This is a genomic window from Nocardioides cavernaquae (assembly GCF_003600895.1).
GTDB classification, from domain to species: domain Bacteria; phylum Actinomycetota; class Actinomycetes; order Propionibacteriales; family Nocardioidaceae; genus Nocardioides; species Nocardioides cavernaquae.
This window is the reverse complement of record NZ_QYRP01000002.1, coordinates 2,214,322-2,234,536: the sequence shown is the minus strand read 5'-3', so window position 1 is coordinate 2,234,536 and position 20,215 is coordinate 2,214,322. Positions and strand designations below refer to the sequence as shown.

20 protein-coding genes are annotated in these 20,215 nt (G+C 69.8%); 6 read left to right on the top strand and 14 right to left on the bottom strand.

The annotated features are described in order from the left end of the window. Nucleotides 1-60: 60 nt before the first annotated feature. On the top strand, nt 61-1,581 hold the full coding sequence (locus D4739_RS10820) for a DEAD/DEAH box helicase (RefSeq protein ID WP_182920382.1): 1,521 nt from the start codon (nt 61-63) through the stop codon (nt 1,579-1,581). 100 nt (nt 1,582-1,681) lie between these two features. Here D4739_RS10820 and D4739_RS10815 read toward each other — a convergent pair whose 3' ends face one another. Then, complete coding sequence (locus D4739_RS10815; RefSeq protein ID WP_120060632.1) at nt 1,682-2,458, bottom strand: ParA family protein; 777 nt, start codon at nt 2,456-2,458, stop codon at nt 1,682-1,684. 60 nt (nt 2,459-2,518) lie between these two features. Between D4739_RS10815 and D4739_RS10810 the strand changes: the two genes are divergently transcribed. After that, the gene (locus D4739_RS10810; protein WP_120061855.1) at nt 2,519-3,301 is read left to right on the top strand and encodes an SDR family NAD(P)-dependent oxidoreductase; all 783 of its coding nucleotides are present in this window, start codon (nt 2,519-2,521) and stop codon (nt 3,299-3,301) included. Nucleotides 3,302-3,325: 24 nt separating this feature from the next. Here the strand turns inward: D4739_RS10810 and D4739_RS10805 are convergent, their stop codons facing one another. The 13 genes from D4739_RS10805 to D4739_RS10750 form a co-directional block, all read right to left on the bottom strand. Then, complete coding sequence (locus D4739_RS10805; protein ID WP_120060631.1) at nt 3,326-3,943, bottom strand: MarC family protein; 618 nt, start codon at nt 3,941-3,943, stop codon at nt 3,326-3,328. Continuing rightward, on the bottom strand, nt 3,940-4,821 hold the full coding sequence (locus D4739_RS10800; protein ID WP_120060630.1) for a PHP domain-containing protein: 882 nt from the start codon (nt 4,819-4,821) through the stop codon (nt 3,940-3,942). Before D4739_RS10800 ends, D4739_RS10805 begins: the two co-directional genes overlap by 4 nt. Before the next feature lie 47 nt (nt 4,822-4,868). Then, on the bottom strand, nt 4,869-5,501 hold the full coding sequence (locus tag D4739_RS10795; protein WP_120060629.1) for a DUF6758 family protein: 633 nt from the start codon (nt 5,499-5,501) through the stop codon (nt 4,869-4,871). 38 nt (nt 5,502-5,539) lie between these two features. Beyond that, on the bottom strand, nt 5,540-6,109 hold the full coding sequence (locus D4739_RS10790) for a histidine phosphatase family protein (protein WP_120060628.1): 570 nt from the start codon (nt 6,107-6,109) through the stop codon (nt 5,540-5,542). A gap of 57 nt (nt 6,110-6,166) precedes the next feature. Continuing rightward, nucleotides 6,167-6,958: a sulfotransferase family protein gene (locus D4739_RS10785; RefSeq protein ID WP_120060627.1), complete on the bottom strand. Its 792-nt coding sequence runs from the start codon at nt 6,956-6,958 to the stop codon at nt 6,167-6,169. 37 nt (nt 6,959-6,995) lie between these two features. After that, entirely contained in the window at nt 6,996-8,039 is a 1,044-nt protein-coding gene (locus D4739_RS10780) for a MaoC family dehydratase (RefSeq protein WP_120060626.1), read from the bottom strand. A 60-nt stretch (nt 8,040-8,099) separates the two neighbouring features. Further along, nucleotides 8,100-8,264: a DUF5302 domain-containing protein gene (locus tag D4739_RS16875; protein WP_182920381.1), complete on the bottom strand. Its 165-nt coding sequence runs from the start codon at nt 8,262-8,264 to the stop codon at nt 8,100-8,102. Nucleotides 8,265-8,388: 124 nt separating this feature from the next. Next, nucleotides 8,389-9,582, bottom strand: coding sequence for an acyl-CoA dehydrogenase family protein (locus D4739_RS10775; protein ID WP_120060625.1), 1,194 nt, complete (start codon nt 9,580-9,582; stop codon nt 8,389-8,391). 111 nt (nt 9,583-9,693) lie between these two features. Then, nucleotides 9,694-10,995, bottom strand: coding sequence for a phospholipase D-like domain-containing protein (locus D4739_RS10770; RefSeq protein WP_182920380.1), 1,302 nt, complete (start codon nt 10,993-10,995; stop codon nt 9,694-9,696). Nucleotides 10,996-11,089: 94 nt separating this feature from the next. Further along, nucleotides 11,090-12,208: a hypothetical protein gene (locus D4739_RS10765; RefSeq protein WP_120060623.1), complete on the bottom strand. Its 1,119-nt coding sequence runs from the start codon at nt 12,206-12,208 to the stop codon at nt 11,090-11,092. A 5-nt stretch (nt 12,209-12,213) separates the two neighbouring features. After that, nucleotides 12,214-13,350 (bottom strand): hypothetical protein, encoded by a 1,137-nt coding sequence (locus D4739_RS10760; protein ID WP_120060622.1) that lies wholly within the window; start codon nt 13,348-13,350, stop codon nt 12,214-12,216. Nucleotides 13,351-13,353: 3 nt separating this feature from the next. Continuing rightward, nucleotides 13,354-13,575 (bottom strand): DUF6752 domain-containing protein, encoded by a 222-nt coding sequence (locus tag D4739_RS10755; protein ID WP_120060621.1) that lies wholly within the window; start codon nt 13,573-13,575, stop codon nt 13,354-13,356. Beyond that, nucleotides 13,572-15,134: a LicD family protein gene (locus tag D4739_RS10750; protein ID WP_182920379.1), complete on the bottom strand. Its 1,563-nt coding sequence runs from the start codon at nt 15,132-15,134 to the stop codon at nt 13,572-13,574. Before D4739_RS10750 ends, D4739_RS10755 begins: the two co-directional genes overlap by 4 nt. A 153-nt stretch (nt 15,135-15,287) precedes the next feature. Between D4739_RS10750 and D4739_RS10745 the strand changes: the two genes are divergently transcribed. Genes D4739_RS10745 through D4739_RS10730 form a run of 4 tightly spaced genes read left to right on the top strand, consistent with a single transcriptional unit; the run spans nt 15,288 to nt 20,214 of the window. Further along, nucleotides 15,288-17,222 carry an alkaline phosphatase family protein gene (locus tag D4739_RS10745; protein WP_182920378.1) on the top strand — a complete coding sequence of 645 codons (1,935 nt, stop codon included), beginning with the start codon at nt 15,288-15,290 and terminating at the stop codon, nt 17,220-17,222. 19 nt (nt 17,223-17,241) lie between these two features. Next, nucleotides 17,242-18,486 (top strand): magnesium transporter MgtE N-terminal domain-containing protein, encoded by a 1,245-nt coding sequence (locus D4739_RS10740; protein WP_120060619.1) that lies wholly within the window; start codon nt 17,242-17,244, stop codon nt 18,484-18,486. After that, nucleotides 18,483-19,013 carry a DUF1003 domain-containing protein gene (locus D4739_RS10735; protein ID WP_120060618.1) on the top strand — a complete coding sequence of 177 codons (531 nt, stop codon included), beginning with the start codon at nt 18,483-18,485 and terminating at the stop codon, nt 19,011-19,013. The genes D4739_RS10740 and D4739_RS10735 overlap by 4 nt, the downstream gene beginning before the upstream one ends. Before the next feature lie 55 nt (nt 19,014-19,068). Further along, nucleotides 19,069-20,214 carry an Mrp/NBP35 family ATP-binding protein gene (locus tag D4739_RS10730; RefSeq protein ID WP_120060617.1) on the top strand — a complete coding sequence of 382 codons (1,146 nt, stop codon included), beginning with the start codon at nt 19,069-19,071 and terminating at the stop codon, nt 20,212-20,214. Nucleotide 20,215: the final 1 nt, after the last annotated feature.

Sequence of the window (20,215 nt, the reverse complement as noted above, 5' to 3'; positions counted from 1 at the left end):
CGCGGCGGACCCGTCCTGGTGTCGGCTGCAGACAGCCCCTCGACGGAAGAACTCCACATCGTGACCACCTTCAGAGAGCTCGGCGTCCTGCCCGAGATCTGCACGGCGCTCGAGCGCCGCAACATCACCGAAGCCTTCCCGATCCAGGAGATGACCCTCTCCATCGCCCTCCTGGGCACGGACCTGATCGGCCAGGCCCGCACGGGCACCGGCAAGACGCTGGCGTTCGGCATCCCGATCCTCCAGCGCACGGTCGTCCAGCATGACCCGGACTACGCCGAGATGGCCCAGGGCAAGCCCCAGGCCCTCGTCGTCGCCCCGACCCGTGAGCTCGCGCTCCAGGTCTCCAGCGACCTCGAGCTGGCTGGCGCCGACCGCGGCGTCCGGGTCCTCACCGTCTACGGCGGCGTGGGCTACGACGGGCAGCTCGACGCGCTCGCGTCGGGCGTCGACGTCGTCGTCGGCACCCCGGGCCGCCTCATCGACCTGATGAACAAGCGCGCGCTCGACATCTCGCACGTGAAGTCGCTCGTCCTCGACGAGGCCGACGAGATGCTCGACCTGGGCTTCCTCCCCGACGTGGAGCGCCTGCTCCGTCAGACGCCGGAGACCCGCCAGACGATGCTCTTCTCCGCGACCATGCCGGCCGCGATCATCACGCTGGCCCGCATGCACATGCGCCACCCGATGAACATCCGCGCCGAGTCCGCCGGTGACGACCAGATGGTCCCCGCCACGGCGCAGTTCATCTACCAGGTGCACGACCTCGACAAGCCGGAGATCATCGGCCGCGTCCTGCAGGCCGACGACGTCGACAAGGTCGTCATCTTCACCCGCACCAAGCGCCAGGCGCAGCGGGTCGCCGATGACCTGGTCGACCGCGGCTTCTCCGCCTCGCCGCTGCACGGCGACATGGCGCAGGTCGCGCGCGAGAAGGCCATGACCAAGTTCCGCGAGGACAAGATCCGGGTCCTGGTCGCCACCGACGTCGCCGCCCGCGGCATCGACGTCCAGGGCGTCTCCCACGTCATCAACTACATGTCGCCGGACGACGAGAAGACCTACGTCCACCGCATCGGCCGCACGGGCCGCGCGGGCGCGACGGGCACCGCGATCACCTTCGTCGACTGGGCCGACCTGACCAAGTGGAAGCTGATCAACAAGGCCCTCGACCTTCCGTTCGACGAGCCGACGGAGACCTACTCCACCTCGGAGCACCTGTTCCACGACCAGGGCATCCCGGCCGGCACCAAGGGCCGGATCAAGGATGCTGCCCCGGTCGAGCGCAAGCCGCGCGAGGACCGTGGCGGCGAGCGCGGTGGGCGTGACGGCGGCTCGCGTGACGGGGCCTCCCGTGAGCGCACCTCGAGCAACAACCGCAACCGCAGCCGGACCCGCAGCGGCCAGACCGTGGCCGGCGATGCGCCCGCAACCAAGGCCGAGGACAAGCCGACCACGTCGACCGACTCCGCCGAGGGCGGCGAGGGCACTCCGAGCCGCAACCGCAACCGCAACCGTCGTCGTCGCTCCGGTGGCGGCCAGGGCGGCACGACGCCCAGCGAGGCTCCTGCCACCGCCTGACCTGCACCGGGTCCCGGTGCTGCTCCCCCACTGCGGGGAGCGGCACCGGGATTCGTCATTTCCCGGTCAGCTCACGGCGACCGCGGCGCGGTCGCGGTGCTCACTTCTGCGCAGCGCGGGCGACCAGCTTCTCGGCCACCTCGCGATAGGCCACCGCGCCCTTGCTGGTGCGGTTCGTCGACAGGATCGACCGTCCGCTCGCGGGTGCCTCGGCGAACTTGATCGTCTTCGGGATCGGCGGCTCGAAGACCGCGAGCTCGTAGGTCTCGGAGATCGTGTCCAGCACCCGGCGCGAGTGGTTGGTGCGGCCGTCGTACAGCGTCGGGAGCACGCCCCAGACCTCGAGGCGACGGTTCGTGAACCGGCGCACGTCGTGGACCGTGTCGAGCAGCTGGCCCACACCGCGGTGCGAGAGCGTCTCGCACTGCAACGGGATGAGTACGCCGCGTGCAGCGGTCAGCGCCGCGACCGTCAGCACGCCGAGCGACGGCGGGCAGTCGAGCAGGACCCAGTCGTAGTCGGCTCCTGCCTCGGCAAGGTCCTCCAGCGTGCCCTTGAGGACCTGCTCGCGGCCGGTGCGGGTCAGCAGGTCTGCCTCCGCGCGGGCGAGCTCGATGGTCGCGGGCAGCAGGTCGACACCCTCCTCGGTCTGGATGATCACCTCGCGGGCGTCCAGACCCTTGGTGAGCACGTGGTGGACCGAGAGCTCGAGGTCCTCCGGGTCGATGCCCAGCGAGAACGTCAGGCAGGCCTGGGGGTCGAGGTCGACGAGCAGGACCTTGTGCCCGGCCTCTGCAAGCGCAGCACCGAGCGAGGCGACGGTGGTCGTCTTGGCGACGCCACCCTTCTGGTTGGCGATGGCGAGCGTGGTGGTCATCACGTCCCATCATGCCTGACGAGTTGCCCGGATCACGCTCCGCCCTGAATGCTGGCCACCATGTCCTCCTCGCAGACCCTGTCCGGCACCGCCCTCATCACCGGCCCCACCGCCGGGATCGGCCTCGAGTTCGCCCGTCAGCTCGCCGCCCGGGGCCTTGACCTCGTGCTCGTGGCCCGCGACACCGACCGCCTCGCGGCCGTCGCCGACGAGCTCACCACTGCCCACGGCGTACGTGTGGAGGTGCTGCCCGCCGACCTCGCCGACGCCGACCAGCTGGCCGTGGTCGAGGCGCGTCTCGCCGACGCGGGCCGTCCCGTCGACCTGCTCGTCAACAATGCCGGCTTCGGCCTCAAGGAGCGCTTCCTCGACAACCCGATCGCGCTCGAGCAGGCGCAGCAGGACGTGCTCGTGCGCGCCGTGCTCCGGCTGACCCATGCTGCACTCGGCGGCATGTCCGAGCGCGGCCACGGCGGCGTCCTCAACGTCTCCAGCGTCGCCGCGTTCCTCCCGCGCGGCACCTACTCCGCGGCGAAGGCCTGGGTGAACAGCTTCAGCGAGTGGGCCCACAACGAGTACGCCGCCCGCGGGGTCCAGGTCATGGCGCTGTGCCCCGGCTTCGTGAAGACGGAGTTCCACGAGCGGCTCGGCATCGACCGCGACGCCAGCGCGCCCGCGTGGATGTGGCTGGACGCCGACCGGCTCGTCGCCGACGCCCTCGCGGACTTCGAGGCCGGCAAGGTCTTCTCGATCCCGAGCAAGCGCTACAAGGCGCTGGTCAGCGTGTCGAGAGCCGTGCCGCGCGGCGTGCTCCAGAAGGCGCAGTCGCTCGGCCGCAAGTGATCCTGCGGATCACCGAGCGCACGCTCAGAACTCGTTGGTGACGAAGGCGCGGACCGCGTCGGCGATCATCTGCACCGCGATCGCGCACAGCAGGAGACCGGCGATCCGGCTGACCAGCAGGACGCCGCTCTCCCGGATCACGCGCAGGATCGGGACCGAGAACCGCATGGCCATCCAGATGCACAGGTGCACGCCGAGGATGCCGCCGGCAACGGCGAGGAAGCTCGGTCCGTCATCGACCTGCTTCGTGAACAGCATCGTCGCCACGATCGCGCCGGGGCCGGCCAGCAGCGGTGTGCCGAGCGGCACGAGCGCGACGTTGACGTCCGAGGGCGCCGTCGGCTCCAGCCCGTCCTTGTTGGTGAGCAGCTCGAGGGCCACCATCAACAGCAGCAGGCCGCCCGCGCCCTGCAGTGCGGGCAGCGAGATGTGCAGGTAGCCGAGGATCCCCTGGCCGAAGAACGCGAAGACCACGATCACGGAGAACGACACCAGCACGGCCTGCCACGCGGCTCGACGCACTGCGCCGGGCGCGCGCCCGGCGGTCAGCGACAGGAAGATCGGGATCGATCCCGGCGGGTCCATGATCACGAACAGGGTCACGAAGACCTCGGCGAGCAGGACCGAGTCGACGACGCTCATGGCGTGACCACCTGCGGGGTCGAGCGGCCCGACAACGCCGACGCAGCGGCGGCAAGATCGAGCAGGCGGGCGTACTGGTCGGGTCCGGTCGTGTTGCAGCCCAGCCCGTGACCTGACTTGCCGACCCCGTGGTGGTCACTGGAGCCGGTCGCGACGAGGTCGAGGTCGCGCGCGATCGCCCGGAGCCGGGTGCGGGTCTCGGGGTCGTGGTCCTCGTGGTCGACCTCGATGCCTGCCAGCCCGAGCTCGCGCAGACCGGCGAGGCCGTCCACCCCGAGCGGTCCGGCATCGTTGTTGCGGCCCCAGGGGTGCGCGATCACGCTGACTCCCCCGGCCTCGGCGACCGTGCGGATCATCGGCTCCAGGGGCGCGGCATACCGATCGACGTACGCCGGGCGGCCGGGGCTGAGCAGCTCCGCGAAGGCCTGGTCCCGATCACGGACGTAGCCGGCGTTGACCAGCGCGTCAGCGACGTGGGGGCGGCCGACAGCCGCCGCATCACCGGACACCGCCTGCACCTGCGCGAGCTCGAGATGAAGGCCGATCGCGTCCAGGCGCTCGAGGATCGCCGGCACCCGCGAGTTGCGACCGTCGAGGACCTTCTGCAGCCCGCTGACCAGCGGCTCGTACGACGGGTCGGGCAGGTAGGCCAGCAGGTGGACGGCACGACCGCGGTGGCGGGTGCTGATCTCCATGCCCCGCACCAGCTCGATGCCGACCTCGTCCGCGGCCCGGGCCGCCTCGGCCCAACCGGCGGCGGTGTCGTGGTCCGTGATGGCCAGGACGTCGAGCCCGGCTGCCTTGGCGGCGTGGACCAGCTCGGTCGGGGACTGCGTGCCATCGCTGATCCGCGAGTGGGTGTGGAGGTCGATGCGCACGCGAGCAGCCTAGGACCTCGGAGCCATCCCGGGAGAACCGGCCGGGCTCACCAGACCGACGGATGCCCGCCGAAAGGCGTCGCGACCAGGTGTGGGCCGAACTCGGAGGCGTCCGCCAGCTTCCACGCATCCGACATCAGCAGAATGGCCGAGGCAGGCCGCAGGACCACCCACAGCCAGCGGCCCTCCGCCTCGCCCGCGAGCACGCTGCGGTCGAGCTCGGCATCCGTGTCGTGGGTCGAGATCGACCAGAGCGGCACCGAGGTCGAACCCAGCCGGAGGCGTGCCTCGGGCTGGCGTCCGGCGATCTCGGTGCCCGGATCCGAGTGGCGCGTGCGTGCCACCCGCGCCCCGAGCCCGACGCCGGGCTCCTCGGCCACCAGCAGCACCTCGACGGGGCCGTCGAGGTCACTCGTGCCCGTGACCGCGCTGAAGGAGGCCCGCGCGCGACCCGGCGTGCCCACCGTGCCGAAGTCGGTCACCTGCCATCCAGGCCCGAGCGGCCAGGGAAGGTACGTCGGAAAGGACTCGGCCAGCGAGAGGTGCTCGACGAACGCGTCGTACGACGCCTCGGCCGGTCGCCAGAGCGGCGTCACCGGACCGTGCTCCGGGCACTCCCAGTCCTCGGCGGCTCCGGAGACGGAGGCCGAGCAACGCGGACACCCAGCCAGCAGCGCCATCCCCCCACGGTAGCGGCGAGAGGCCCCCTGAGACAGGGTCAGGCGTTCCAGTGCAGGATCGTCGGCGACTCCCGCTCGAAGCCGAGCACGGACACGGTGGCGGTGTCGAGGCGGAACAGGCGGCCATCGGTCGCCGGGAGGCCGAGCCAGCGGGCAGCCAGCGCCCGGAGCGCGTGACCGTGGCCGAAGACCAGGGCCTGGTCGACCGAACGCGCACGGGCGACGACACGGTCGAGCCGCTCCGCCACCGCGTCAGCGCTCTCGCCGCCGGGCACCGGGTGGCTCCACACGGTCCAGCCCGGCACCGTCTCGCGGATCTCCGCGGTGGTGATCCCCTCGTAGGAGCCGTAGTCCCACTCGACGAGGTCGTCGTCGGTCTCCGCAGACCCGAACCCGGTCAGCTCGGCCGTGCGTCGCGCACGCAGCCGCGGTGAGGTGAGCACGAGATCGAAGTGCTCGTCGCCGAGGACCGCGCTCAGTCCTTCGGCAACAGCTTCGCCCTCCGGGGTCAGCGGCAGGTCGGTCGTCGAGGTGTGCCGGCCGTCGCGGCTCCACTCGGTCTCGCCGTGCCGGACCAACCACAGCTCAGGGCCCGCTCCATATGCCATGCCCCCACCGTATCGGGCGACCGCTCCACGCCGCCCGCGCGCCCGCACGAGCAGGCTTCAGCTCCGCACGTGGCGGGCGATCAGCACGTCGAGGTCGCGCCACTCGGAGAGGTCCCGTCCGATGAGGTGCTCGACGTAGGCGATGTCGTCGCGGTAGAGCTCGAGGAGCGCTGCCACCTCCGTCGCGGTGACGGGGTTCCGGGCTTCGCGGATGGGGGCCATCCAGTCCTTGCGGTGGACCACCTTGTCGAGCGGAACAGCCCGCCAGAACGCCTGGTCGTCGACAGGGGCACGGAGCGCTTCGAGGGCCCCCGCGAGGAACGCGCGGGGGTCAGCGCGCAGGTCGTCGTACAGCAGGACGTGGACACGCTCCGCGCCCAGGGTGCGGATCCAGTGCTCGTGGTGTCGCCGGTAGAACCCGAGGTCGATGACACCCATCGACGGCGCCAGCTGGAACAGGCTCGTCGGCAGGTCGAAGCGTCCCCGGGAGAAGTTGTGCCAGTAGCCCGAGATCGCGCGCGAGACGGGATCGCGCAGCGACACCAGGACGTCGACATCGGCCCCGAGTCGCGTGGCGACACGCCGCGCGACATCGGGCCCCTGCGCCGGCCCGAACGGGCCTTCGCGCTTCCAGAAGTAGTGCGGCGTCGACTCGCCCCGCCAGCGCGCGGAGGTCGACCAGTTCTCCTGGTAGGCGCCCCAGCCCTCGTCGTACGCAGCCTCGGGCAGGCTGAAGTAGCTCAGCTCCTTGCGCCGCGACATCTCGAACGCAGGGTGGTGCACCAGCATCCGGTGGAGCCAGCTCGTGCCCGACTTCTGCGCTCCGGCGATGAGCAGGTTCGGGATCACGAGCCGGCGCCGGGATCGCGGTGCAGGGGCGGGGCGGTCATCGCGGGACGAGGGCCCAGACGTCCAGGTCGAGCAGCACGCCCGCGGCGTACTTTCCCTCAGCGTTGCGCAACGTGGTCGACTCGTCGCGGCCCTTGGTCGCGACCAGTCGCAGCCGGAGTGCGCCGATGCTCTCGGAGATGACGGCCTTGTCGAGCACCTCCGACCACGCGTAGATCGTGTCGCCGGCGAAGGCAGGGGCCACGTGCGAGCCACCGTTGATCGCGGCGATCAGCTGGGCGTTGGCCAGGCCGTTGAACGACAGCGCACGCGCCATCGAGATCACGTGACCGCCGTAGATCAGCCGGTTGCCATCGGGACGGGCCTCGGTGTTGAAGTGCACCTTGGCGGTGTTCTGCCACAGGCGCGTGGCCAGCATGTGCTCGGGGTCGGTCAGCGTCACGCCATCGACGTGGTCGATCTTCTCGCCGACCGCGTAGTCGTCGAAGCGGAAGGTCTCCCCCGCCGCACCGAAGTCGTACGACGCGAAGTCGAGGCCATCGGGGATGACCAGGTTCTCGGGAGCGACGACCGGCGCCAGCTCGGGCACGACGACCTCGGGGGCCGCTGCGTCGACATCACGCTTGTGCACCATCACCCAGCGGCACCAGTCCAGGGCGACCTCGCCACGCTGGTTGGTGGCGGTCGAGCGGACGTAGACGACACCCGACTTGCCGTTGGAGTTCTGCTTGAGGCCGATGACCTCGGACTTCGTGCGCAGCGTGTCGCCCGGCACGACCGGCTGGTGGAAGCGGCACTCGGCGTAGCCGAGGTTCGCAACGGCGTTCAGCGAGATGTCCGGCACGGTCTTGCCGAAGGCGATGTGGAAGGCGATGAGCTCCTCCACCGGGTGGCCCTTGCCGGACGCGGTGAGGCCGACCGACGCGGCGAACTCGGCAGAAGACGGCACGGCGAAGCGGGTCGGGTAGAGCGCGCCGTACAGCGCGCGGTCACCCTCGGTGACGGTGCGCGGCGTGGCGTGCTCGATCACCTGACCGATCGAGAAGTCCTCGAAGAAGTTGCCGGGATTCGTCTTGCTCATGGGGTCCTCTCGCGCGGGCAGTGTGCAGCGGGCGCAGAGTCTACCGGCGCGAGAGGAGGGTCAGGACGCGCCCGCCTTGCGGCGGTGGATCTTCGGTCCACCGCCCACGACCTCCGAGCCGTGGACCTTCTCCTGGGCGTCGGCCGACTGGGCCGAGCCGTGCGACGCGGCCTTCTTCTTGTCCAGCGCTTCGCGCATCTTGGCCTTGAGATCTTCGTTGCTCATGTGTCCTCCGGGAACGCAGCAGGGCCGGGACGTGCAGGTGTCTCCACCATCACATCCCGGCCCCACCGATGTCGAACGCATTGCACCTGGCCCGAGGAGAAAGTCGGGCGCACGGCTGCTCAGGTCAGAGCTTGTACTCCTTGAGGAGCTGGCGGCCGATGATCATCTTCTGGATGTCGGAGGTGCCCTCACCGATCAGCATGAACTTGACCTCGCGCATCAGGCGCTCGATCTCGTACTCCTTGGAGTAGCCGTAGCCACCGTGGATCCGGAAGGAGTCCTCCACGACCTCGTTGGCGTACTCGGCAGCAACCATCTTGGCCATGCCGGCCTCGACGTCCATCCGCTTGCCGGTGTCCTTCAGGCGCGCGGCGCGGACCATCATCGAGTGCGAGACCTCGACCTTGGTGGCCATGTCAGCCAGCCGGAACAGGATCGCCTGGTGCTCGGCGATGACCTTGCCGAAGGTCTTGCGCTGCTGGGCGTAGGCCACCCCCAGCTCGAAACCACGCCAGGCCAGACCGCAGGCGCGGGCGGCGACGTTGACGCGGCCGACCTCGACACCGTCCATCATCTGGAAGAAGCCCTTGCCCGGCTCGCCGCCGAGGATCTGGTCGGCACCGATGCGGTGGTCCTCCAGGATGAGCTCGGTCGTCTCGACGCCCTTGTAGCCCATCTTGTCGATCTTGCCCGGCACCGTGACGCCCTGGGCGGTCTCGCCGAAGCCCGGCTCCTTCTCGACCAGGAAGGTGGTCATGTTCTTGTAGACCGAGTCAGCGCCCTCGTCGGTCTTGGTCAGCAGCGCGACCAGGGTGGAGGTGCCGCCGTTGGTCAGCCACATCTTCTGGCCGGTGATCGAGTAGCCACCGTCGGGCAGCTTCGTGCCCTTGGTCGCGATCGCGGACACGTCGGAGCCCAGGCCCGGCTCGGACATCGAGAACGCACCGCGGACCTCGCCGGTCGCCATCCGCGGAAGGTACTTCGCCTTCTGCTCATCGGTGCCGTGCTGCATCAGCAGGTACGCCACGATGAAGTGGGTGTTGATGACACCCGACACGGACATCCACCCGCGCGCGATCTCCTCCACCACCAGGGCGTAGGTCAGGATCGACTCACCCAGACCACCGAACTCCTCGGGGATGGTCAGGCCGAAGACACCGAGCTCCTTGAGGCCCTCGATGATGTCGGTGGGGTACTCATCGGCGTGCTCGAGGTCCTGCGCGACCGGGATGATCTTGTCGTTCACGAACTGACGAACAGTCGACAGGATCTCCTGCTGGATCTCCGTCAGGTCCTCGGTCTGGCACAGCTTCGCCATGGTGTCCCTTCCTGGATGGGCGGCAGAACAGTCCCTGTTACGGGGGCCGCAAACGGGCAGAGTCTAGTAGCCGACGTCACCGAAGGCGGTCGACGTCCGGCATGAGACGGGTCACCCCACGTAGCGGGGCTTGTTGAGCGGACGCAGGCCGACCCGGTGGCTGTAGTTGGTCCAGAGGTAGTCGAACTCGGACTTGTACTTCCGCACGATCGTCGAGTTGGTGAGTCCGAGGCAGAGCTCGTCGTTGCGGAACGACATCTCCGACCAGTTCTCGGAGCCGGTCCACACCATCCGCGTGCCGACGTTCTGGATCGTCGTGGTCGTGGTCGGCGCCGGGCTCGGGTCGGTCAGGGTCGGCTCGGGCGTCGTCGTCGTGGTGACGGGCTTGCGCATGGTGCCGTCGATCCACATGACCTTGAGGTGCGAGTAGAAGTCGACAGTGCCGTCGGAGAGGTACTTGTAGTCGGCGCTCTTGACCGGGATGCCGGCCTCGTTCAGGACCTTGATCACGCCACCACCGGCGACGCTGGTGATCACCTTGATGCCGCAGCCCTGCCGCTTCAGCCGCGCGACCTGGTCAGCGAGGTACTTGCCGCGATCGCCGTTCCAGCCATACATCATGACCCGGATCTGGGTCTTGCCGTTGAGGCCGAACCCGGGCTGTGCCACACAGTTGACCGCACGGAGACGCTTCATCACCGGATCCTCGTCGGGCGTGGGGGTCCGCGACGTCGTGGTGCCGGTGCGCTGCCGCGCGGAGGTGCGGTAGAACTGCGCCTGCATGTCGGGCTGCTCGTAGTAGACCCACTGCGGCGAGACCGGCCGGTCGTACTTGAGCTGGTTGAAGACCCCGACGAACGTGTTGAAGAGACCGTTCTGGCCGCGCAGGGTGACCATGTCGTTCCACTGCAGCTGGACGGCACGGTCGGTCATGTTCGCCGAACCGGTCATGATCACGTTGGTCGCCGCGCCCGTCCGCGAGAAGGCGTAGACCTTCATGTGGAGGTTGCCGGCACCGCCGCGGCAGCTGCCGTCACAGATGCGGACGAAGCGGGAGGCGCTGGGGTTGCCGCCGAGGATCTTGCGGAGACGTCGCGTCTGCGTCGAGGTCCAGTTGTCGTTCAGCACCATCTGGACCAGGACGCCGCGACGGTGCGCGCGCACCAGCGCATCGGCGACGTCCTTGCGATCGAAGGAGTACGCCGCGATGCGGATGACCGAGCCACGCGGGCTGTGGTCGACGGCTGCGATGACACGGCGGACGAGTGCCGTCCGGCCCGTGTAGCCGGCCACGGGGTTGTTGAACGCAGCCCCGCCGGGCGGGACCCAGGTGTCGGCCGCCTGCGACGGCGCTGAGGACAGCGAGCCGACGAGCAGCACGGCAGCGATAACGACAAGAGTCCGGCGGAACACGTGAAAACCCCCATGGTGATGCACAAGTCTGGAGACTCAGTAGACCACAGCAGACCCACTCCCCTGCTCGTGAATGGCGCAGGTCACGGGCGCGTCAGCGCCGAAGGACACGCGCCCAGCGGCTGGAGGGAACCTGCTGGTCTGCGGCTGTCGCGGCGGCCCGGCGCTCGCGGACGGTCTCCATCCGCTCGGCGAGCATGAACGCCAGCGCCTCGGACGAAGCAGTCAGGACATCCTCCGCCGAGACCTCGTCGGAGCCCTGGACGAACGCCTCGGGAGCGGGATCGAGATCGGCCAGGTCACCGACCACGTGGTAACCGCCGGCCCGGATGGCGGCCGAGTAGCGGGTGGACAGGTCGCGCACCCACGCTGCCTCCTCCTCCGGGACGAGGATCTTCTCGCCGCGTTGCGAGCCGAGCACCTGGACCGCGAAATACCGCTTGCCGACCTCACCGAAGACGTCGCGACGGCGGTTCTCGGGCGCGAGCTGGCGGTTCACCCGCCGGAGGACCTCGACCTGGACCCGGCCGATGCCCCGGTTGGACCGGGCGACCTCCTTGTCGAGGGTCGCGTGATCCACACCCAGCACCTCGCAGAAGCGGTGCAGCAGGAGCTCTGGGTCGCTGCCCGGGGGCGGCACCGTGACCACGTGGATCCGCTCGGGAGGAATGTGCGCGCCCCAGCGCTCGAGGATGGCCGGGACGTCCTTGCTGCTCCAGAAGCGTCCCAGCGGGTCGTCCGCGGTCTCCCGCATCCGGCGGAAGTAGTCGGGGTACGAGAGGTAGGCACCGGACTGGATGTCCTGCTGCCAGGCCGACGGGATCTGGCGCCCCAGGTCGCGCAGTGTGACGACGAGGTGCACCTCGCGGTCGCCGCAGTGCGCGAGGAGACGCTCGATCTGCTCCGGCGGCGCAGGCGCGAAGGACTCCTCGGTGATGAGAGCCCGGTCCCCCGGTGCGTCGGCGAGCTGCTGCGGGAGCCGGTCGAGCGCGCCCTCGACGCTGTGCGGATCCACCGCAGGCCGATAGCGGTCGCGCGCCCGGAGCATGAGGTGGAACGTGTCGCGCTTGGACCCCGGCACCATGTCGAGGCCCTGCCGCGCGAGCTCCTGCTTGCTCTGCCAGAAGATGCTCTGGAGATAGGACGTCCCGGTCTTCTGCAACCCGATGTGGAGGAAGAGCGCGCGTCCCGGGGTCCCCGACATGGCCGACATGGCGGTCATCCTAGCCAGCGCCGAGCCATCCGCCGGGCCCGGCTGGTGAACGTTCGGGAACGTTCCTCAGCGGTCCGCGCGTCCTCCTGCCGCCGTTCAGCCTCAGCCTTCCGGAAGGCGGTGTTCTCCTGCCGGAGACGGCGTACGTCGATCAGCATCGCGGCGATGGTCGCGACGCCGGCAGCCGCGATCTCCTCCTCGGTGACGGTGTCGGGCTCCCGCCCCGGTCGAGGGGTGAGCGGCACGCGGAGTCGCTCGAGATCGCCGACCACCTCGAACCCCGACCCGGCGATGTGGGCGACCGCGTCGTCGGCGCGACTGCGCAGCTCGTCGATCCGGCGCTCCGACGGCAATGCCCGGTCTCCCCCACGCGGCACGAGCTTGCCGTGCGCGAGGTAGCTGCGGAGCCACACACCCCGGTCGAGGGCGTTGGCGAACTCGGGCGAGGCCTCACCGATGCGGCGCATCAGCTCGGCCTCCACGACCGCGAGCGAGCTGTTCTCCCGAGCTCTCTCGGTGTCGAAGTCCCCCGCGCCGGACACACCGAGGACCTCGGCGAAGCGCAGCCAGAGCGCCTCACGTGGCTCGTCGGGACCGGGAAGGACCAGGACATGGACCCGGTCGGCGGGAAGCGTCGCCGACCAGCGGGTCAGCACCGCCTGGAGGTCGAGGGTGCGCCAGCTCCACTCCTCGTAGTGGAGCCCCTCGGACGGGAACTCCTCGAGGGTCTGGTCGAACCAGCCGTGCTTGACGTACTCCTGCCAGTACGACGCGACGACCGTGAGCAGGTCACGAGCGGTCACCACGAGGTGCACCTCGGCCTCGCCGAACGCAGCGATCGCGTCGGCGGCCTGCTCCTCGGTCGCCGCTCCGAAGAACTCGTGACTGATCACCGCAGTCCCCGACCAGGCGTTCGCCTGCTCGACGATCCGCGGCCACGCTGTCTGTGCGTCCGGGTGGCGCAGGTGCTTGCCGGGGTGCTGCCGGACCTGCAGCGAGGCCCACATCTGCTCGCGCGCCGATGCTCCCGGGAGCAGGACCCCCTGATCGAGCAGACGGTCCCTGTTCGCCCAGAGAACGGACTGGAGGTAGGTCGTGCCCGTCTTGGGGAGGCCGACGTGGAGAAAGACCTTGGCGGCCACGGATCAGAGGCTGTCCTGGTAGCGGACGAGCAGGTCGCGAACCTTCTGCTCGTCCTGCTGGGAGACCGGCAGGAGCAGCTCCATGACCAGGTCGGTGAGCTCGGCGACCCGGAGGTTCAGCCGGCGGCACTCCTGGACCTCGTCCTCGAGCACCTTCACGCGCTTGCGCAGGTCGAACGTGGCGCTCTGGGAGGCACGCGTCTTGACCCGCTGCTTGATGTTCATCGATCCCATTGGACCACCATTCGACAGATCTGGGAGGCGCCGGAGACGCCCTGACTGGTCGTGACGTCACGCAGCTCGCGGTGCACGATCGTGGCACCGGACGCCTCGAGCTCGGCCGCGATCCGGTCCGGATCGAGCGGCGTGGAGCGCAACCGCGCGGCGTACCCGTCCTTGCCGGCGACGGCCAGGAACTGCAGGTAGAGCCGCCCGCCGTCGCGCAGCATCATGTCGGCCGCGCGCCACAGGGTGAGGCGCGCGCCGGTGTGCATCGAGTCGATCATGTGGCGCGACAGGAGGACCCGCGGCCCCTCCGTGCGGGCCACCAGCGCCGCCGTGCTGAGGGCGGATCGCAGCTCGAGCGGGTTGAAGAAGAGGTACGTCGCGTCGCGGCCGTCGTCGCGGACGCGCGCGGCCATGTCCTCGTAGGACCGCCTGACGAAGTCGAGGCCGGTCGCCTTCACCCCGCGGCCCGCGAACCACCAGACGTCGGAGCCGTAGCCGCAGCCGAGGTCGACCACGTGCACAGCATCCGGCTCGCTCTCGGCCGCCCAGCGGCCGACGTCCGTCGGCTCGAAGGACGGCTCCCGGGAGACGGAGTAGAACCGGTCCCACACGTTGCGCCCGTCGCGCGTGCCGCGGAACCACCCGTTGAAGCGGCGATGGGTCGAGCGCGGTGTCGGGAAGTGGAAGGCCGGATCGGGGACCCGCCATCCGGCGCCGTAGGTCGCCGTCAGGAAGCGGTCGGTGTCGGCCGGGACCGCGAACTCCCAGCCCTCGAGCGTGGCCGTGCCGAGCGGGAGCACCCACTCGCTGCGGAACGGCGTGATGATCTCGCCCATCAGGTGGAGCTTGCCGTCCAGCATGAAGCCGCCGAACACGTCGAGGCCGCGCACCGACCCGTCGGACTCACGGACGTCGACCTTGAACGCGGCACCGGAGTAGCGCGTGACCGGGTAGCCACGCTCCATCAGGGCGCGCTGCAGGTTGAAGGACTCGCGCATGACGTCGGCGGGGTGCTCGTAGTGCGACACGTAGCCGAGGTCGGCGTCGCTGTCATGGCCGATCAGCTGCCCGTTGCGGACCGCGCCCAGCAGGGTTCCGTAGGCCAGGAACGCGTCGATCCCGAGGCCGTGCAGCACCTTGAGGACGTCATCGATCGCCCGCATCAACGGCACGACGTGCTCTGCCGAGCGGGTGTCGAAGGTCTGCACGCGCCGCATGGACTTGTCGAGCGCGATCGGCTTGCCGTCGGCGGTCTCGAACTTGATGATGCCCGTCCCCGCGCCGAGGACGACCTGCTCGTCGAAGGCGACCTGGTCGGTGCCGTGCTCGGCGACCGTGATCCGCGCCGAACCGTCGAGGAACGAGCGCAGCGTCTCGGGCCACGCCATCAGGTGACCCTCGCCCTCGGGCACTCCGTCACGGTGCAGCCAGAACGAGAAGATCCGTCGTCCGTCGACATGGACGTCGAGGATCGCCTCGGCTCGCGAGGTGGCGTGGATGCCGGCGTCGTCGACGCGAAGACCGGACAGTCCCGACCGTTTCGCTCTGGCGCTCAAGCGCGACTCCTGACATTTCCTGGGCGGGTCCGGCCGACAGGTGGGCCGGACCGTGGGACGCATGATAGCCACCAGTACGCGCGTCCTCCCCTCCAACCGGCCGGTGCGAACCTACGATGCAAGGACGGCCAGTCACCGACCAAAGGATTCACGATGCGGGCCCTTCCCCGGCACGCCACCCGCGTGCCGCTCATGATCATCACCGCTCTGGTGCTCGCGCTCGTCGCGGCGGGTCTCCTGACCTGGCGCAGCGGCACCTTCGGTGGTCATCATGACGGCCCCACCCGCGCCGAGAAGGCGGCGGACACGCCGCCCCCGGCCCCGCCGTACCCGCTCGGGTCGACGCGCCTGCGACTCGCCACCTTCAACGTCCTCGGATCGGGCCACACCGGCCCCGGCACGGAGAACCCGACGATGGCCTCCGGCGTGGTCCGCATGGGCTACACCGTGCGGATCCTGCGGGAGCAGGGCCTGTCGGCGGTCGGCTTCCAGGAGATGCGCCTCGACCAGTACGACGAGTTCAACCGCCTCACGGGCACCGGCTGGGACGTGTGGCCCGAGCGCCCGGTCAACACCACCGTCTTCGCGCAGCGCCACATCGCCAACAGCCTCGCTTGGCGCACCGACGTCTGGGAGGCGACGCGCCGGGAGTACCAGTCCCACCGGTACGTCAACAACGACAACACCGTGAACTACCCCGTGGTGTGGCTGCGCAACAAGGTCAGCGGCCAGACCATGATCATGGCCAACTTCCACAATGTCTCCGACAAGTTCAACAGCGAGATCTCCGGGGGCGCCCAGGCCCGCCGCAACGAGGAGATCGCCGCCGAGATCGCCCTGGCCAACCGGCTCACCACCGAGAACCCGGGTGTGCCGGTCATCTTCACCGGCGACTTCAACGAGCGCGAGGCCACGTTCTGCAAGCTGGTCGGCAACAGCGCTCTGCGAGCCGCCAACGGCGGCTGGGCGACACCCACGGCCTGCAAGCCCCCGGCGTACCCGATGCCCGTGGACTGGGTCTTCGGGACTGCTCCGGCGGCTCTGAGCGGGTGGACGAAGTACCAGGACGCGCTCGTCCGGAAGACGACCGACCACCCCGTCGTCATCAGCAACGTGGCCATCCCGCCCCGTGCCACAGCCACCACCGGCATCACCCACGTCGTGATGGTCTCGGTCGAGGGCCTCACCTCGAGCTCCATCTCCACGCTCGGCCCGACCCAGGCGCCGGCGTTCCACCAGCTCGGCGCAGAAGGATCCGCCACCTCCAACGCGCGCACCGTCGAGCGCACCACCAGCCTGTCCAACGTCACCTCGATGCTCACGGGCCGGCCGGTCACCACGACCATGAGCGGCCACGGCGTCGTCGACGGCACGCGGGCGACCACGGTGGCGCAGACCGCCGGGCGCTACGTGCCGAGCATCTTCGACGTTGCCCACGACAACGGGTACTCCACCGCGCTGTTCTCCAGCGATCCGGCCGCTGCGCTCCTCGACCGCAGCTGGGGCCCGAAATATGGCGCCGTCGACACGACCTGGACCGACAACGGCCGCGACAAGATCGACCTGTTCCGGGTCGACCCGGTGTCGCAGCGACTGGCGATTGCCGCGCGTGACCGCCTCGCCACGGCACCCGCGAGGTTCAGCTATGTCCAGCTGTCCGCCCCCGACGTCGCCGGCCACCGCTACGGGTTCGGCTCGGCCGAGTACCTCAGCGCGGTGAAGCGCACCGACAGCCAGCTGCGCGGCATCTGGAACGCGATCCGCACGAACCCCCGGCTGAAGGGAAAGACGTTGCTCGTCGTCGCCGGCGAGCACGGTGGTGCCCGACGCGACCACGTCACCAAGACCCTCGGATCGACCCGGGTTCCGTTCTACGTCTGGGGTCCCGCGGTCCCCGCTGGCCAGGACCTGTACCGGATGAATCCGGACCTGCGCTGGCCCAGCGCCACCATCCCGCCCTACTCCGGGTGGCAGCCGGTGCGCAACGCCTACGCCGCCAACCTGGTGACCACTGCGCTGCAGCTTCCGGCACTCCCGGGCAGCAACCTGAACGGCTACCAGAACTTCAACGCCTTCGGCACGTGGTGAACCGCTACGGTTGGCTGACGTGAGCACCTCCCCCTCCCGCGTCTTCGTCGCCCGCCTCGTCGGGATGCCGATTTTCGACCCCCGGGGCGACCAGGTGGGCAAGGTGCGCGACGTCGTCGTGACACTCCGCACCGACGGACGTCAGCCCCGCGTGCTCGGGCTCGTCGTCGAGGTCCTGGGCCGCCGCCGGGTCTTCGTGCCGATGACCCGCGTGATCAGCATCGACAGCGGCCAGGTGCACACGACCGGCCTGGTCAACATGCGCCGCTTCGAGCAGCGGGCCACCGAGACCCTGGTCATGGGCGAGATGCTCGACCGCGCCGTCACCGCCCGCGCGAGCGCGGTTGCCGGCACCGTCTACGACGTCGCGATGGAGCAGGCCCGCACCCGCGACTGGGTGCTCTCGCGGGTTGCCATCCAGGAGCCGGGCAAGGGCCTTCGCCGGCGTGGCCAGAGCCACATCATCGAGTGGAGCGACGTGCTCGGCCTGACCCAGGGCCAGGCGGCCCAGGGCGCGGAGCACCTGATCGCCTCCCTCGCCGAGATGCGCCCTGCCGACGCCGCCAACGCGATCCACGACCTGCCCCGCGAGCGCCGGAGCGCGGTTGTCGCGGCCATGAACGACGAGCGCCTGGCTGACGTCCTCGAGGAGCTTCCCGAGGAGGACCAGGTCGAGATCCTCGAGCACCTCGACTCCGAGCGAGCGGCAGATGTCCTCGAGGAGATGTCACCCGATGACGCTGCCGACCTGATCGCAGACCTCTCCCCCGAGACCGCGGCCACGCTGCTCGAGCTGATGGAGCCGGACGAGGCCGAGGACGTCAAGCGCCTCATGTCCTACGCCGAGGAGACGGCCGGCGGCATGATGACCGTCGAGCCCGTGATCCTCGGACCCGACGCCACGATCGCCGACGCGCTGGCCCACGTCCGCAACCCCGACCTGACCCCCGCCCTCGCCGCACTGGTCTACGTGTGCCGCGCTCCTCTTGAGCCGCCGACGGGCCGGCTGCTCGGCGTCGCCCACATCCAGCGCCTGCTGCGGGAGCCCCCGTCCACGCTGGTGGCCGCGGCGCTCGATGACTCGTTGTCGCCTCTGCGCCCCGAGATGTCGATCCAGGAAGTCGCAGCCCACCTCGCGACGTACAACCTCGTGGCTGCGCCGGTCGTCGACGAGGAGCACCGGCTGCTCGGTGCCGTCAGCGTGGACGACCTGCTCGACCACATGCTGCCCAGCGGCTGGCGTGACCAGGCGGTGCGGCCGTGAGCGACCTCCGCAGGCCGTCCTCCCGCAAGGCACGCCTGGACCAGCCCCGCGACCAGCGGCGCTCGCTGCCGCGCCCCGCCTACAACCCCGAGGTGTTCGGCATCTTCGCCGAGCAGTTCGCCCGCTTCATGGGCACCGCCCGGTTCCTGATGTGGATGACGCTCTTCGTGGCCGCCTGGGTCGCGTGGAACGCCCTCGCGCCGGCGAGCCTGCGGTTCGACGAGTTCCCGTTCATCTTCCTCACCCTGATGCTCAGCCTCCAGGCGTCGTACGCCGCGCCGCTGATCCTGCTTGCGCAGAACCGTCAGGAGCAGCGCGACAAGGTGATCGCCGAGCAGGACCGTCAGGCCAACGCCCGGGCCCACGCGGACATGGAGTTCCTCGCCCGCGAGGTCGCCTCGCTCCGCATGTCCGTCGGCGAGGTCGCGACCCGCGACTTCCTGCGCTCGGAGCTCCGCTCGCTGCGCGAGGACCTCACGCCCGACCCGGACGGCTCGGGCGACGAGGATCACGCCTCCACCCGCTGATCCCGGACCGGACCTGTGGGCGACCACGTGTCCCGACCACGTAGGCTGAGGCATCATGAGCACCCCCACTCTCGAGCAGGTCAACGCGGCACTGGCCACGGTCAACGACCCGGAGATCAAGCGCCCCATCACCGACCTGAACATGGTCGACTCGGTCGTCATCGGCGAGGACGGCCACGTCGCCGTCGTCGTGCTGCTGACGGTGGCCGGGTGCCCGCTCAAGGACACGATCACCCGCGACGTCACCGCTGCGGTCTCGAAGGTCCCCGGCGTGACCGGAGTCAGCCTCGACCTCGGCGTGATGACGGCCGAGCAGCGTGCCGGTCTGCAGGAGGTGCTCCGCAACGGTCAGGCGCAGCGCGAGATCCCGTTCGCCAAGCCCGGCTCGCTGACCAAGGTCTATGCGATCGCGTCCGGCAAGGGCGGCGTCGGCAAGTCGTCCCTCACGGTGAACCTCGCCCTGGCGCTCGCCAAGCAGGGCCTCAAGGTCGGCATCGTCGACGCCGACATCTACGGCCACTCGATCCCGGCCATGCTCGGCATCGCGGACACCCGACCGACCCAGGTCGAGGACCTGATCATGCCGGTGCCGACCGCCTCGGGCGTCTCCGTCATCTCGATCGGCATGCTCAAGCCCAAGCGTGACCAGGTCGTCGCCTGGCGCGGACCGATGCTCGACCGTGCCCTCGTGCAGATGCTCGCAGACGTCTACTGGGGCGACCTCGACGCGCTCCTCCTCGATCTTCCCCCGGGCACCGGCGACATCGCCATCTCGCTGGGCCAGCACCTGCCCAACGCCGAGGTCATCGTCGTCACCACGCCGCAGGAGGCCGCCGCCGAGGTGGCCGAGCGCGCCGGCACCATGGCTTCGATGATGCACCAGCGCGTCATCGGCGTCGTCGAGAACATGTCCTGGATGGAGCTTCCGTCCGGCGAGCGCATCGAGGTCTTCGGCTCGGGCGGTGGCGAGCGCGTGGCGGAGACCCTTTCGCAGCGGTTCGGCTACAACGTCCGCCTGCTCGGACAGATCCCGCTCGACCCGTCGCTGCGCGAGGGCGGCGACTCCGGCAAGCCGATCGTCGACTCCGACCCGACCTCAGCCGCCGCCGTGGCGATCACGAAGATCGCCGACGACCTCTCCGGGCGCGGACGCGGACTTGCCGGCCTGCAGCTCGGCCTCACTCCGTCGAGCAAGTTCTGAC

What these genes read in the sequence shown, in the direction of transcription:
- D4739_RS10810 (WP_120061855.1), top strand. Translation starts at nt 2,519, where the DNA reads ATGTCCTCCTCGCAGACCCTGTCCGGCACCGCCCTCATCACCGGCCCC.
- D4739_RS10780 (WP_120060626.1), bottom strand. Translation starts at nt 8,039, where the DNA reads ATGAGCAAGACGAATCCCGGCAACTTCTTCGAGGACTTCTCGATCGGT.
- D4739_RS10815 (WP_120060632.1), bottom strand. Translation starts at nt 2,458, where the DNA reads ATGACCACCACGCTCGCCATCGCCAACCAGAAGGGTGGCGTCGCCAAG.
- D4739_RS16875 (WP_182920381.1), bottom strand. Translation starts at nt 8,264, where the DNA reads ATGAGCAACGAAGATCTCAAGGCCAAGATGCGCGAAGCGCTGGACAAG.
- D4739_RS10745 (WP_182920378.1), top strand. Translation starts at nt 15,288, where the DNA reads ATGCGGGCCCTTCCCCGGCACGCCACCCGCGTGCCGCTCATGATCATC.
- D4739_RS10765 (WP_120060623.1), bottom strand. Translation starts at nt 12,208, where the DNA reads ATGTCGGCCATGTCGGGGACCCCGGGACGCGCGCTCTTCCTCCACATC.
- D4739_RS10730 (WP_120060617.1), top strand. Translation starts at nt 19,069, where the DNA reads ATGAGCACCCCCACTCTCGAGCAGGTCAACGCGGCACTGGCCACGGTC.
- D4739_RS10795 (WP_120060629.1), bottom strand. Translation starts at nt 5,501, where the DNA reads ATGGCGCTGCTGGCTGGGTGTCCGCGTTGCTCGGCCTCCGTCTCCGGA.
- D4739_RS10755 (WP_120060621.1), bottom strand. Translation starts at nt 13,575, where the DNA reads ATGAACATCAAGCAGCGGGTCAAGACGCGTGCCTCCCAGAGCGCCACG.
- D4739_RS10775 (WP_120060625.1), bottom strand. Translation starts at nt 9,582, where the DNA reads ATGGCGAAGCTGTGCCAGACCGAGGACCTGACGGAGATCCAGCAGGAG.
- D4739_RS10805 (WP_120060631.1), bottom strand. Translation starts at nt 3,943, where the DNA reads ATGAGCGTCGTCGACTCGGTCCTGCTCGCCGAGGTCTTCGTGACCCTG.
- D4739_RS10790 (WP_120060628.1), bottom strand. Translation starts at nt 6,109, where the DNA reads ATGGCATATGGAGCGGGCCCTGAGCTGTGGTTGGTCCGGCACGGCGAG.